Annotated in this window: 11 protein-coding genes and 2 pseudogenes; 3 read left to right on the forward strand and 10 right to left on the reverse strand. The window is 75.4% G+C overall.

Annotation, left to right across the window (positions count from 1 at the left end; genetic code table 11):
- Positions 1-45 precede the first annotated feature (45 nt).
- From AB0F71_RS37340 to AB0F71_RS37350, 3 genes are all read right to left on the reverse strand, one after another.
- A complete protein-coding gene (locus AB0F71_RS37340; RefSeq protein WP_360244883.1) occupies positions 46-606 on the reverse strand; it encodes an RICIN domain-containing protein in 561 nt (186 codons plus the stop codon).
- Between the two features lie 54 nt (positions 607-660).
- Entirely contained in the window at positions 661-1,110 is a 450-nt protein-coding gene (locus AB0F71_RS37345) for a CAP domain-containing protein (protein WP_360244886.1), read from the reverse strand.
- 131 nt (positions 1,111-1,241) lie between these two features.
- A complete protein-coding gene (locus AB0F71_RS37350; protein ID WP_360244890.1) occupies positions 1,242-4,163 on the reverse strand; it encodes a BTAD domain-containing putative transcriptional regulator in 2,922 nt (973 codons plus the stop codon).
- Positions 4,164-4,297: 134 nt separating this feature from the next.
- Between AB0F71_RS37350 and AB0F71_RS37355 the strand changes: the two genes are divergently transcribed.
- Entirely contained in the window at positions 4,298-5,719 is a 1,422-nt protein-coding gene (locus AB0F71_RS37355) for a BTAD domain-containing putative transcriptional regulator (protein WP_360244893.1), read from the forward strand.
- 16 nt (positions 5,720-5,735) lie between these two features.
- Here the strand turns inward: AB0F71_RS37355 and AB0F71_RS37360 are convergent, their stop codons facing one another.
- A complete protein-coding gene (locus tag AB0F71_RS37360) occupies positions 5,736-6,233 on the reverse strand; it encodes a hypothetical protein (RefSeq protein ID WP_360244896.1) in 498 nt (165 codons plus the stop codon).
- A 150-nt stretch (positions 6,234-6,383) separates the two neighbouring features.
- Entirely contained in the window at positions 6,384-6,857 is a 474-nt protein-coding gene (locus tag AB0F71_RS37365) for a hypothetical protein (RefSeq protein WP_360244899.1), read from the reverse strand.
- A 270-nt stretch (positions 6,858-7,127) separates the two neighbouring features.
- Here AB0F71_RS37365 and AB0F71_RS37370 point away from each other — a divergent pair, with 270 nt between their 5' ends.
- On the forward strand, positions 7,128-8,246 hold the full coding sequence (locus AB0F71_RS37370) for an alpha/beta hydrolase-fold protein (RefSeq protein ID WP_360244902.1): 1,119 nt from the start codon (positions 7,128-7,130) through the stop codon (positions 8,244-8,246).
- Between the two features lie 34 nt (positions 8,247-8,280).
- Here the strand turns inward: AB0F71_RS37370 and AB0F71_RS37375 are convergent, their stop codons facing one another.
- From AB0F71_RS37375 to AB0F71_RS37385, 3 genes and pseudogenes are all read right to left on the reverse strand, one after another.
- Positions 8,281-8,997 (reverse strand): DsbA family oxidoreductase, encoded by a 717-nt coding sequence (locus AB0F71_RS37375; RefSeq protein ID WP_360244905.1) that lies wholly within the window; start codon positions 8,995-8,997, stop codon positions 8,281-8,283.
- Between the two features lie 94 nt (positions 8,998-9,091).
- Entirely contained in the window at positions 9,092-9,649 is a 558-nt protein-coding gene (locus AB0F71_RS37380) for a GNAT family N-acetyltransferase (protein WP_360244908.1), read from the reverse strand.
- Positions 9,650-9,838: 189 nt separating this feature from the next.
- Positions 9,839-10,285: pseudogene (locus AB0F71_RS37385) on the reverse strand (MerR family transcriptional regulator); the annotation flags it as partial.
- Between the two features lie 68 nt (positions 10,286-10,353).
- Here AB0F71_RS37385 and AB0F71_RS37390 point away from each other — a divergent pair.
- Positions 10,354-11,322 carry an oxidoreductase gene (locus AB0F71_RS37390; RefSeq protein WP_360244911.1) on the forward strand — a complete coding sequence of 323 codons (969 nt, stop codon included), beginning with the start codon at positions 10,354-10,356 and terminating at the stop codon, positions 11,320-11,322.
- 16 nt (positions 11,323-11,338) lie between these two features.
- Here the strand turns inward: AB0F71_RS37390 and AB0F71_RS37395 are convergent, their stop codons facing one another.
- Positions 11,339-11,827 (reverse strand): hypothetical protein, encoded by a 489-nt coding sequence (locus AB0F71_RS37395; RefSeq protein ID WP_360244914.1) that lies wholly within the window; start codon positions 11,825-11,827, stop codon positions 11,339-11,341.
- 135 nt (positions 11,828-11,962) lie between these two features.
- Positions 11,963-12,250 (reverse strand): annotated as a pseudogene (locus tag AB0F71_RS37400) (AAA family ATPase); the annotation flags it as partial.
- Between the last annotated feature and the right edge of the window lie 101 nt (positions 12,251-12,351).

Genomic DNA, 12,351 nt, shown 5'->3' on the forward strand with positions numbered 1-12,351 from the left:
AACCGCCGGCCGCCCCGGGCCGGCGGAACGGGCCCCGCGGGACGGCTACTTGTGCCAGCGCTGGGCCGGGTCGCTGCCGTTGCAGGAGGTCACCGAGGTGTACTGGGCGATGCCGTTGCCCTTGAGGCACTGCCCGGTGGCGACGTTGCGGATCAGGTACCAGCCGCGGTCCTCGTCGGTCAGCCGCCACTTCTGGTTGGCGCCCATCCAGGCGCCGTTCTGCTGGTTGAGGCCGTCCCAGCCGCCGGGGGTGTCCCAGAGCTGGACGGCGCCGGTGCCGTGCGAGTCGAGGTCGAGCACCTTGCCGTTGCCGCCGTGCGAGATGGCGGTGGTGCCGTCGCAGTAGTCCCAGAACGTCCAGGTCTGGGCGGGGGACTGGTTGGCGGTGTAGGTGCCGACCCGCTTGCCGGTGGTCTCGTCGTTGGACGGCAGGTCGAGGGCGCCGGCGGAGCCGTTGAAGACGCTGACGGTGGCGCCGACCGACGGCCCGAGGTCGCAGGGCCCGGGCGTGGCGGCCTGGGCGGCGGGGGCGGCGACCAGGACGGTGGTGGCCAGGGCCGCGGCGGCGCCGAGGCCGGCGAGCAGGCGGCGGGTGGGGGTGGTCATCGGGATTCTCCTTCGGGTGGGGTGCGGTGAGCGGTGGGCGTCGGACCCTGGCCGTCAGACCTGGCCGAGGGTCAGCACGTAGCGGCCCGGGGCGCCGGAGCGGCCGGGGGCGAAGCCGGTGCCGAGGTGGTTGAAGCGCGGGTCGAGCACGGCGTCACGGTGCCGGGGGCTGTTCATCCACAGCTGTACGGCCTGGGGCACGCTGTCGGCCGGGGCGATGAGCTCGGCGGCGAAGCGGAACGCGAAGCCGGCCGCCCGGACCCGGCGCCAGGGCGTGCTGCCGTCGGTGCCGTCCTGCTGGAGGAGGTCGTGCGCGGCGAGATCGGCCGCGTGGCGCTGGGCGGCGGCGTCCAGCCGCCCGTCCGGGGCGAGCAGCCGGGCGCCGGAGTGGACCCGCCGGAAGTTGACGGAGGTCAGCAGTTCGGTGCGGAAGTCGACGCCGGGTCCGGTCAGGTCGGCTGCCGCGGGGGTCAGGACCCGGCCGCCGTGCACGAGCGTGGTCATGGTTCGCGCCTCTCCTCGGGGTGTCGCCCCGGGGCGGCGGGTGCCGCGGTCCGGGGCCGGATGAGGAGTACGGTCCCGGACCGCGGTAGACAGGCGGTCAACGCGCGTAGCGGGCGATCACCCGGGGCCGGTCACCCCAACTCGGCCAGTACGGCGCTGACCTGGGCCGCGTCCTCGTCGAGGCCGAGCCGCCGGTAGCCCTCCAGGGCGTCGGTGAGGCAGGCCCGGGCCTGGCGCGGGCGGCCGAGGCCGGTGAGGGCGGTGCCGAGGGTGCGCAGCAGCCCGGCCTCCAGGGCGGGGCTGGTGCGGCGGGCCTGCGGCAGGGCGGCCTCGGCGACGTCGGCGGCGAGCAGCCAGCGCCGGGCCTCGCCGTGGATCCGGGCGGCGAGCTCCCCGGCGGCGGCCTCGAACACGGTGACCTGGAGGGCGGCGAACTCGTCCCGGGCGCCGAGCGCGTGGGTGAGGGCGGCCTGGCCGTCCCCGCACAGCCGCAGCACCCGGGCCAGGTAGTAGCGGCCGGTGGCGGCGGAGACCGGTCCGGCGGCGGTCATCAGCCGGGCGCCGCGCTCGGCGGCCTCCCGGGCCTCGGCGAGGCGTCCGGTCTGGGCGGCGTTGAACGCGAACTCGCCGAGGGCGCTGCCTTCGGCGCGTTCGGCGCCGAGGCGGCGGAAGAGTTCGGCGGCCCGGCCGGTGTGTTCGGCGGCCTCGGCGTGGCGGCCGTGGACGCGGGCGTTGCCGCCGAGGTTGACCAGGGCCTTGGCGAGGATCCGTTCGGTGTCGGGCGTGGTGCAGAGGTCGACGGCGCGGCGCAGCTCCGCCTCCGACTCGGCGTAGTGGTTGACGTGCCAGAGCATGGCGCCGCGCAGGTAGCGGGCGAGGGCGAGCGGGCCGTGTTCGCCGCGGGCCTCGGCCTCGTCGGCGAGGCGGCCGGCGAGGTCGACGATGACGCCGGTCTGGGTGCGTTCGGCGAGCACGGCCCCCATCCGGTCGGCGAGTTCGGCGGCGCGGTCCAGCGGCAGGGCGGGGTCGGCGCAGCTGAGCGCGATGGCGGCGGCGTGCACCTCGGCCTGCTCGCGCATCCAGCGCACGGCCTCCTGGCCGTCGGCGATGGGCACGCCGGGGGAGGTCACGGGGGCGCGGAGCAGGCTGAGTTCGGCGTCCTCGGCCTTGCGGGCGGCCCGGTCGGCGCTGCGGGCGGCGGCGAGGCAGAAGTCGGTGAGCCGGTCGGCGGCGGCGGTGTGTTCGGCCGGTGGTTCCTCGGCGGCGAGCCGGCCGCGGGCGTAGTCGCGGACGAGGTCGTGGAAGCCGTAGCGGCCGAAGCGCGGGGAGTGCAGCAGGTTGAGGTCGACGAGGCTCTCCAGCAGCTGGTCGGCCTCGTCCTCGGTGCGGCCGAGCAGCGCGGCGGCGCAGGGCAGCGGGAGGTCGGGGGCGTCGGGCAGCGAGAGCAGGCGGAAGGCGCGGGCGAGTTCCGGGTCGAGGCGGTGGTACGAGAGGGCGAAGGTGGCCTCCACGGTCCGCTCGCCGTCGCTGAGTTCGGCCAGCCGGTGTTCGCGGCGCAGCCCTTCGGCGAGGGCGGCGAGGGTGAGCCCGGGGTCGGTGGCGAGCCGGGAGGCCGCGATCCGGACGGCGAGCGGCAGCAGCCCGCAGGCCCGTACGACGTCCTCGGCGGCGGCCGGTTCGGCGGCGACGCGGTCGGCGCCGACGATCCGGGTGAGCAGTTCCAGCGCCTCGGCGGGCGGCAGGGTGTCCAGGCGCAGGTGGTGGGCGCCGGAGAGGCCGGTGAGCCGCTGTCGGCTGGTGATCAGGACGGCGCAGCCGGCCGCGCCGGGCAGCAGCGGTTCGACGTGGTCGAGGGTGGCGGCGTTGTCGAGGACGACGAGGACGCGCCGCCCGGCGAGGGCCGAGCGGTAGAGGGCGCTGCGTTCGCCGGTGTCGTTGGGGATCTCGCCGGGGGCGACGCCGAGGGCGCGCAGGAAGCCGGCCAGGACGGTGCCCGGGTCGGGCGGGGTGCGGTCGGCGCCGCGCAGGTCGGCGAAGAGCTGGCCGTCGGGGAAGCGGGCGCGGACCTGCCGGGCGGTGTGCACGGCGAGGGCGGTCTTGCCGACGCCGCCCATGCCGTCCAGGGCGGAGACCACTACGGCGCGCCCGCCGGCCCCGGCCAGCCGCTCGGTGAGGGCGTCCAGCTCCTCGGTGCGGCCGGTGAAGTCGGGCAGTCCGGAGGGCAGCTGGTCGGGCGCCTGCCAGGGCTCGGCGGCGGGTTCGGGGTCGGCGCCGGCGGCCCGGGCGGGCAGCAGGGTGGTGTCCTCGCGCAGGATGCGCAGCTGGAGTTCGGCGGCGGCCCGGTCGTGCGGGGGCAGGGCGGGGCGGGCGTCCTCGTAGACGGCGAGTGCCTCAGCCTTGCGTCCGGCCTGGTAGAGGGCGCGCATCAGCACGGCGGTGAGCCGGGGCCGGCCGGGGTGTTCGAGGGCGAGCGCGGTGGCCTCGGCGGTGAGGTCGGTGCGGTCGCCGAGGTCGGCGTCCAGTTCGAGCTGGGTCTCCTTGGCCGAGATGCGCTGTTCGGCGAGGCAGGCCCGGAGCGCCTCGGCGTGCGGCCCGGGGAGCCCGGCCAGGGCTTCGCCGGCCCACAGCCGCTGGGCGCGGCGCAGCACCTCCCGGACCTCCTGCCCGGGCGCGTCCGCCCGGCGCAGGTGCTCGGCCTCGGCGAGCAGGGCCTGCCACTGCTGGGCGTCGGTGGGGGCGGCGCGCAGGGCGTAGCCGTCGCCGACGCGGTGCAGCGGCAGCTGGTCCGGGTCGCCCGCGGTGTGCGGCCTGAAGGCGGCGCGCAGCCGGGAGACGGCCAGCTGGACGGCCTTGCGCGGGTCGGACGGCGGGGTGCCGCCCCAGACCCCCTCGACCAGCACCGAGGTCGCGACCGTCCGCCCGGCGGCGCCGATCAGCACGGCGAGCAGCGCGCGCTGCTGCGGGCGGCCGAGCTCCACCTCTTCCGTCCCGTACCAGGCCCGTAGCGGGCCGAGCAGCGCGAAGCGCAGTCCGGTCCCCCCGATGTCCACCATGTCGTCCCGTTTCCTGATTCGTCCCGTGCCGGATTCTCGCCACTTCCGTCCGGACGGCGGCGCCCCCAAGTCCCGGCTTCTATGCTCTGTTCACAGATTGTGCCCTGGACGCCGGAATTCCGAGAGGGTGGGGAGTGGAGCTCGATTTCCGCGTACTGGGGCCGTTGCGCGCCCGGTGCGAGGGCCGTGAGGCCGACCTCGGCAGGCCGCAGCAGCGTGCGGTGCTGGCGGCGCTGCTGCTCGCCCCCGGGGAGCTGGTGTCGACGGACCGGCTGGTCGAGGGCGTGTGGGGCGAGGACGACGCGCACTGGCCGAAGGATCCGGTGGGCCAGATCGGCACCCACGCACACCGGTTGCGGCGGGCCCTGGACGCGCCCGGGCTGCTGGTCGCGGCGGCCGGCGGGTACCGGTTGTCGGTGCCGCGGGACGCGGTGGACCTGTTCCGGTACGAGGCCGCGGTGGCCGAGGCCGTCGCGCTGCGTCACCGGGATCCGCTGCGAGCGCGGGAGTTGCTGGTCGGGGCGCTCGACGCCTGGGAGGGGCCGCGGGCGCTGGACGGCGTACCCGGTCCGCTCGCCGAGCGGGCCCGGGAGCGGCTCGCGGCCGGGCGGCTGGCGGCGCTCAAGGTGCGGTACGACCTGGACCTCGCGCTCGGCGGCCACGAGCAGGCGCTGGAGCCGCTGGGCGAACTGGCGCGGGCGTACCCGCTGGACGAGGAGGCGCACCGGCTGCACCTGCTGGCGCTGCACCGCTGCGGCCGTTCCGAGCAGGCGCTGGCGGCGTACGAGGAACTGCGGGAGCGGCTGGACCGGGAGCTGGGCCTCGAACCGGGGGCCGCGGTGGCGGAGCTGGCCGAACGGGTCCGGGGCGGGGAGCCGCCGGCGGCGGCCCGGGCGCTGCCCCGGCCGTGCCAGCTGCCGCCGGACATTCCCGACCTGGTCGGTCGGGCGGGGCTGCTGGGGGAGGCGGAGCGGGCGCTGCGGGCGGGCGGCTCGCCGGTGGTGGGGTTGTCGGGGCCGTCCGGCAGCGGGGCCTCGGCGCTGGCCGTGCACGTCGCGCACACGGTGCAGGACGCCTTCCCGGACGGGCAGTTGTACGCGGCCGGCGGGGAGGCCGGTGCGGTGCTGGCGGGCTTCCTGCGCGCCCTGGGGGAGCGGCCCGGTGACGGCGCGGGGGTCGCCGGACTCGGCGCGCGCTACCGCGAACTGCTCGCCGGGCGGCGGGTGCTGGTGGTGCTGGACGGGGTGGCCGACCCCGGGCTGCTGCTCCCGGAGGTGCCGGGCTGCGCCGTGGTGGTGGCGGGAGCCGAGCCCGGGGCGCTGCCCGGCTGCGCCGTGCGGCTCGCGGTGGGACCGCTGGAGCCGCACGACGCCTATGAGTTGCTGGCCCGGATCGTGGGCGCGGAGCGGATCCGCCGCGAGCCGGACGCGGTGGCGGGGCTGGCCGCGCTCTGCGGGTACCTGCCCGTCCTGCTGCGGACGGCGGCGACCCGGCTGGCGGCCCGCCCGCAGTGGTCGGTGGCCGACCTGGTGCGGTGGTTCGCGGGGCGGGGGTGAGCCCGCCTCAGCGGCCTCAGTACAGGTCGGAGGAGAGGGGAACGGTGTTGGAGTCGCCGCCGTTGCTGCTGCGGGGGATGATGCCGCCGTTCCAGTGGACGCCGGAGCGGCCGGCGTCGAAGACCATCAGCTTGGCGTGCGGGTGGCCGGCCGTGCCGAGGGACCAGCAGACGCCGCCGTTGGCGGAGTAGACCACGAGGTTGCCGTCGGACTGCATGACGGCCTTGTAGCCGCAGCCGACGGTGTTGCTGGCATAGGTGACCTTGGTGAACTGCCCGCTGCCGTCGTTCTGGTAGACGACGAAGTTGCCGTCGGGCTGCATGATGACGCGCGTGGTCAGGGAGTCGAGGTGCCAGCCCGGGTAGAGCGGCTCGTCGTCGTAGATCGCCTTGTAGCCGTTGCCCTGTTCGAGCGCCGCCTGGGCGGTGCCGGTGGTGGCCACCATCCCGGCCAGGGCGAGCGCGGCGGTCGCGGCGGCCAGCGCCGCGTGGCGGAGGGTCTTCTTCGTCCTCATGTCCCGTGTCTTCCTTCGGTGTCTTCGGTGCCCGTGGTCCATCCGTGCTGAACGCCCGCGCGCCGCGCCTCACCCGCGCGCTGGGCCTCACCCGCGCGCTGGGCCGGCGGGCGGGGGGTGAGCGGCGGGGGTGAGCGGCGGGGCCCGGCGTCAGTACAGGTCGGAGCTGCGCAGGCTCGCCCACTCGACGCCGTGGGAGGGCGGGTTGGTGAGGGCGATCGCGAGCCCGCCCTTGTTGGCGACCACCAGCGTGGCCTTGCCGGCGGGGTTCGACTTGAAGGTGTTGCTGGCCCAGCAGGGCTGGTTGTAGGCGTTGTAGACGACGAAGTTGCCGTCGCCCTGCATGATCGCCTTGAAACCGCAGCCGAGGGTCTTCGGGGCGACCCAGACGGGGGTGGGGGCGCTCGGGACGCCCCGGTAGAGGACGAGGTTGCCGTCGCCCTGCATGATCAGGCTGGTGTCACCGGCGGTGAGGCGGTCCCCCTGGTAGAGGACCCCGGGCTCGTCCATCCCCACACTGTCGTCCGCCTGCGCGGTCCCCGCCGACACCATCGTCCCGGCCAGCGCCAGCGCACCGGCCGCCGCGGCCATGGCCATGTGCCGCACGGTCTTCTTCGTCTTCATGTCCCCGTGTGCCTCTTCTCGTACCTCGCGCCCGTGATCCCCCGGGGCGCCTCATGGAACGATCATGGCGCAGGGCGGTAGACAATCGATGAACGCCCCCGTCGGCCCGTCGGCCGGCCGTTCCCGGGCGAGGTCAAGGGCCGTGCGGCCGGTGACAACGACTGGAAGCCGGTCCGGTCGACGAGGAACGGACGGACCGGCGAGCCCTGCTGAGTGATTCCGTACCGTCCAGGTGCAACCGAACACCCGTCGCCCTCCGTTTCAGCAGGTGTGAAGCTCACCGGCACGCCGTTCCTCGTCCTCGCACTGCTCCTCGTCCCGCTCTCCGTGGGCCTGCTGATGTACCTGTGGAACCGGGTGCGCGGCCCACAGGCCCTGCGGTTCGGGGCGCGGCTGCTGATGGTGGCCTTCGCCCAGGTCACGGCGGTGACGCTGGTGTTCGTGCTGGTGAACAACGACAACCAGCTGTACGGCAGCTGGGACGACCTGCTCGGCACCGGCAACCACGTGCGCGCCGTGCCCGTCCCGCCCCCGGCGGACGCCACGGCGGCGGCGAACGCGCCCGACCAGCCCAAGGTGGTGCAGCAGTTCGGGCCGGTGGACGACAACGCCGTGCCGAAGGACGTGCGGACGACCCAGCTCAAGGGCCGGGTGTCCGGGGTGGACGGCGAGGTGCTGGTCTGGACGCCGCCGCAGTACGACGACCCGGCCTACAAGGACAAGAAGTTCCCGGTGGTCGAGCTGCTCGCGGGCTTCCCCGGTTCGTCCAGCGCCTGGTTCGGCAGCATGAACGTCTCCAAGCAGCTGGGGCCGTTGATGAAGTCGGGGCAGGTCGCGCCGTTCATCCTGGTCTCGCCGCGGGTGGTGCTGCTCGGCAGCCACGTCGACACCGGCTGCGCGGACGTGCCGGGCAAGGTCAACGCCGAGACCTGGCTGGCGCGCGACGTGCCGCAGATGGTGCTGGACAACTTCCGCGCCGAGCCGGGCCCGGAGCACTGGGGGGTGGCCGGCTACTCGGCGGGCGCGCACTGCGCCGTCCGGCTCGCGCTGGGGCACCCGAACCGGTTCCACGCGGGCGTCAGCCTGTCCGGCTACAACGACCCGATGGGCGAGTCCGACTCGCTGACCGCCAAGGACGCGCACCTGCGCGAGGTCTCCAACCCGGTCTACCTGCTCCAGCACGCGCAGACGCCGCCCAACGTCGCCCTGTACGCGACGGGCAAGAAGGGCGACGGCCTCGAGGACGCCCTGGCGCTCCAGAAGAACGCCAAGGCGCCGACGGTGGTCACCCCGGTGGAGGTCAACGGCCCGCACCTGACCTCCACCTGGCAGCCGCTGGTGCCGTCGGTGTTCACCTGGCTGACCCAGACCATCGGCAAGACCGGCTGACGGTCAGCGGCTTACGGCCAGCGGACGGCGGCGGTCAGCGCTGCGGCAGCTCGCAGCCGTCCGGCCCGCAGGCCTCGGCCTCGCCGGGCGTGCCGACCTGGACCAGCGGGGCCGGCACCCGGCTCGCCCAGGCCTGCTCCAGCGCCATGGTGAAGGTCTCGGCGGGCTGGGCGCCGGACACCCCGAGCCGCCGGTCGAGGACGAAGAACGGCACGCCCGTCGCCCCCATGGCGCTCGCCGTCGCCTCGTCCTCGCGCACCGCCTCCGCGTACGCCTGCGGGTCGGCCAGTACGGCGGCCGCCGCCCCGCCGTCCAGTCCGGCCTCGACGGCCAGCTCGACCAGCCGCCCGGGGTCGAAGGCGGAGCGCTCCTCGGCGAAGTTCGCCCGGTACAGCGCGTCCAGCAGCTCGGCCTGCCGGCCGTGCTCGGCGGCGAAGTGCAGCAGCCGGTGCATGTCGAAGGAGTTCGCGGCGTCCCGGCCCTCGTCCAGGTACGGCAGTCCCTCGCCGCGCGCGTTCTCGGCGATCCGGGCCTCCGCGGCCTCGGCCTGCTCCAGGCTCAGCCCGTACTTGGTGGCGAGCAGCGGGATCACCGGCCGGGCCGCGCCCGGCGCGTGCGGGTCCAGCTCGAACGAGCGGTGGACGACCTCCACCTCGTCGCGGTGCGGGAACGCCGCCAGGGCCCGTTCGAACCGGGCCTTGCCGATGTAGCACCACGGACAGTTGATGTCGCTCCAGATCTCCACGCGCACGGCGCCGCACTCCTTCTGTTCCCGCGCGGTCCCTCCGCGCCCTGCGGTGGTGCCAACGCGGTCGAGGACCTGAATATTTCTTGCCCTGAAATATTCAGGTCCGGGGATCGGCGACCGGGCGCTCGTAGCGGCTCATCCAGAGCACCGGGACGTCCTCCTTCGGCTGCCCCGGCAGGCCGAGCCAGCGGGCGTCGCCGCGGTGGGTGAAGCCGCGGCGCTCGTAGTAGTCGCGCAGCGAGCGGTTGTGGGAGACGCAGTCCAGGCGGAGGGCGGCCGCGCCGCGCTCGCGGGCGCGGTCCTCGGCCCAGGCGAGGATCACCGCGCCCAGGCCGCGGGCCGACCGGCGGACGGCGAGCCGGTGCACGTAGCCGGCCGTGCCGCCGACGTCCGCCCACAGGTCGTCGGCCCAGTCCAGGGTGACCGTTCCGGCGGTCTTGTCGCCGACGTCCACCAGCCAGGTCTCGCCGCGTTCGATCGCCGCGGCCACCCACCCGGGCGGGAAGCGGTCCGGCCACTGGCGGATACCGCGCCCGCCCAGCCAGCCGGCCGCCTCGTCCAGCACGTCCAGCACCGCGCCGGTGTCCGCCGGGGCGGCGGGCCGGAAGGACACCCGGTCGCCGGCCCACTCGATCGGAGCGTTCGTCGTTGCCACAGTCCTTACCGTCCTACCGTCCTACCGTTCGGGTGCGAAGGCCGAGGCGAGGTCCCCCGCCGTCCAGCGTTCCGGCTCCGCCGACTCTTCCGTCACCTCCAACGCGCCCGGTGCCTCCGGTGCTCCCGGCCCTTCCGGTGCGCCCGGCCCTTCCGGCACTCCCGGTGCGGGCGGCCGGTGCGGGCGGACGGTCGGGTCCCAGAGGCCGGTGGCCTCGCCGCGCGCGAGGTGCTCGGCGTAGACGGCGGTCTTCCGGGTGATCACCGAGCGGCACTCCTCCAACGCCCGGATCCGCTCGTCGACGCGCTGCCGGTGGGCGTCGAGCAGGCGCAGCCGCTCGGCCTCGTTGCCCGGGCCCCGTCGCACCAGCTCGGCGAAGCGCCGCAGCTCGGCGAGCGGCATGCCGGACTCGCGCAGCTTGACGCAGATCCGCAGCCACTCCACGTCGAACGCGCCGTAGCGCCGACGGCCGCTCGCGGTGCGCCGGACCGGCTCGACCAGCAGGCGCTCGCGCTCGTAGAAGCGCAGGGCGTCCACGCTGAGCCCGGTCCGCTCCGCCACCTCGCCGATGCCCAGCTCCGCCGCGCCGTCCCCGTTCCCGTCCCTGTCCCCGTCCCCGTTCCCGTCACCCGCCATGGCGCCCAGCCTAGTTCGGAGGCGACGGACTTGAGCTGGACCGCACTCCAGCTCCTACCGTCCTCGCCATGACCACCGACGAACAGCAGCCGCTCGGCTCGCCCTTCTCCGCCACCAGCACCGCCGAGGCCGTCATGGCCGGCCTCGACCTCTCCGGCCGGACCGCCGTAGTGACCGGCGGCGCCTCCGGCCTCGGCCTGGAGACCGTACGGGCCCTGAGCGCGGCCGGCGCCCGGGTGATCGTGCCGGCCCGCCGGCCGGATCCCGCCCGCGACGCGCTGCGCCATCTCGACGGCTGCGAGGTCGTTCCGGCGGACCTCACCGACCTCGACAGCGTGCGCGCCGCCGCCGAGCTGATCGCCGGGGCCACCCGGCACATCGACCTGCTGTTCGCCGTCGCCGGGGTGATGGCCACCCCGGAGCGGCGCGTCGGGCCGGGCTGGGAGGGGCAGTTCACCGCCAACCACCTCGGACACTTCGCGCTCGCCCGCGCGCTCCACCCGTTGCTCGCGGCGCGCGGGGCCCGGGTGGTCGTCAACAGCTCGGCCGGGCACGCCCTCACCGACATCCGGTGGCACGACCCGCACTTCCACCGCGGGTACGACAAGTGGCTCGCGTACGGCCAGTCCAAGACCGCCAACGTGCTGTTCGCCGCGCACCTCGACGTGCTCGGGCGGGCGGACGGCGTCCGGGCCTTCGCGCTCCACCCCGGCAAGGTCATCACCGGCCTCCAGCGGGAGCTGACGCTCCGGGAGCAGGTCGACCGCGGCTGGGTGGACGAGCGGGGCGTGGTCGTCGGGGCGGACTTCAAGTCCCCCTCCCAGGGCGCCGCCACCGGCCTGTGGGCGGCGACCTCCCCGCTCCTCGACGGCCGCGGCGGGCTCTACCTGGAGGACTGCGAGGTCGCCCGCGTCGCCGCACCCGGGGAGCCGATGGACGACGGCGGCGTCCGCGCGTACGCCCTCGACCCCGGTTCGGCGGCCCGCCTCTGGGATGTTTCCCTCGCCGCGACCGGAGCCGCCCCGATCACCCGCTGAGGGCAGGACCGCCCCGCTACAGGCAGATCCAGCAGTACAGCCGTTCGCCCGCCGCCCGCGCCCGGCGGGCGAGGGCGATCAACTCCCCGGCCAGTGGGGCGAGATCCGCCGGATCCACCCCGCCCCACTCCTCCGCCTCCGCCCACTGCCGGACGGCCTCCGGTATTCGCTCGTCGGGCAGCTCGGCGAGAGTGTCGCGGGTCGCGTCGTCGAGTTCGAACGCCCACGGGCCGGTCGCCCACGGATCGTCCTCGCCCCGGGGCCCGTCCGGGCCGGGGCGCGGGGTGGTCGGCCAGATCGGCGTGTCCTCCACGAGGTCGACCCGCCACGGCTCCGCCCGGATCGCCGCGACGAGCTGCGCCAGCACGACGCCCGGGTCGATCCGCTTGGCCTCGACCACGTCGAAGTCCGCGCGGACGGCGGCCAGTGAGCCGTCGGCCGCGTCCAACGCCCGCACCACGGCCTCCGCGTCAGGTGCGCGGAAGTAGTCGGTCAGCACACCCATCCCGGCTGCCACCTCCTCGTCTCGGTCCTGCGTGCAGTCCAGCAGACGCCACTGACACCGTTCACTCGATCGGCTGATGCCCGGAACGGAAAGTCGGCCGGTCCGACCTCCCGCTCCACAGACGGGCCGGGCCCGTCAGGCGAAGGACGGCCAGCGGGCGGCGGCCCAGGCGTGCCAGTCGGGCCAGGGGGCCGGGGGCGGGTCGAGGTGGTGGCCGGCCAGTTCGGCGGGGTCGGGCTCCTCGAAGTGGGCGCGGCCGTCGAGGATGTCGGCCTCGGTCATCGGGAAGGTCTCGTCCGGGGTCGCGGCCCAGCGCTGGGCGATCCGGGCGCGCTGGGTGTGCACGTCGACCGGGAGGTAGAGGAGTCGGCAGGACGCCCCGGCCGCGGCCGCCAGCCAGCGGATCGCGGAGCGTTCGTCGCGCCCCTCGGGCGTGTCTGACAATTCGCGTCGGATCAGCGCGCGGCGTTGGGGTGCGTGCATCGCAAGGCGGAGGAGGGAGTCCATGCGGAGCATCGGCGACT

This window comes from Kitasatospora sp. NPDC028055 (assembly GCF_040637885.1).
GTDB lineage: Bacteria > Actinomycetota > Actinomycetes > Streptomycetales > Streptomycetaceae > Kitasatospora.

Bases quoted from the DNA above. Each gene is read 5' to 3' on its own strand.
- AB0F71_RS37345 (WP_360244886.1), bottom strand. From the start codon at position 1,110: ATGACCACGCTCGTGCACGGCGGCCGGGTCCTGACCCCCGCGGCAGCC.
- AB0F71_RS37340 (WP_360244883.1), bottom strand. From the start codon at position 606: ATGACCACCCCCACCCGCCGCCTGCTCGCCGGCCTCGGCGCCGCCGCG.
- AB0F71_RS37395 (WP_360244914.1), bottom strand. From the start codon at position 11,827: ATGGGTGTGCTGACCGACTACTTCCGCGCACCTGACGCGGAGGCCGTG.
- AB0F71_RS37365 (WP_360244899.1), bottom strand. From the start codon at position 6,857: ATGAAGACGAAGAAGACCGTGCGGCACATGGCCATGGCCGCGGCGGCC.
- AB0F71_RS37350 (WP_360244890.1), bottom strand. From the start codon at position 4,163: ATGGTGGACATCGGGGGGACCGGACTGCGCTTCGCGCTGCTCGGCCCG.
- AB0F71_RS37360 (WP_360244896.1), bottom strand. From the start codon at position 6,233: ATGAGGACGAAGAAGACCCTCCGCCACGCGGCGCTGGCCGCCGCGACC.
- AB0F71_RS37390 (WP_360244911.1), top strand. From the start codon at position 10,354: ATGACCACCGACGAACAGCAGCCGCTCGGCTCGCCCTTCTCCGCCACC.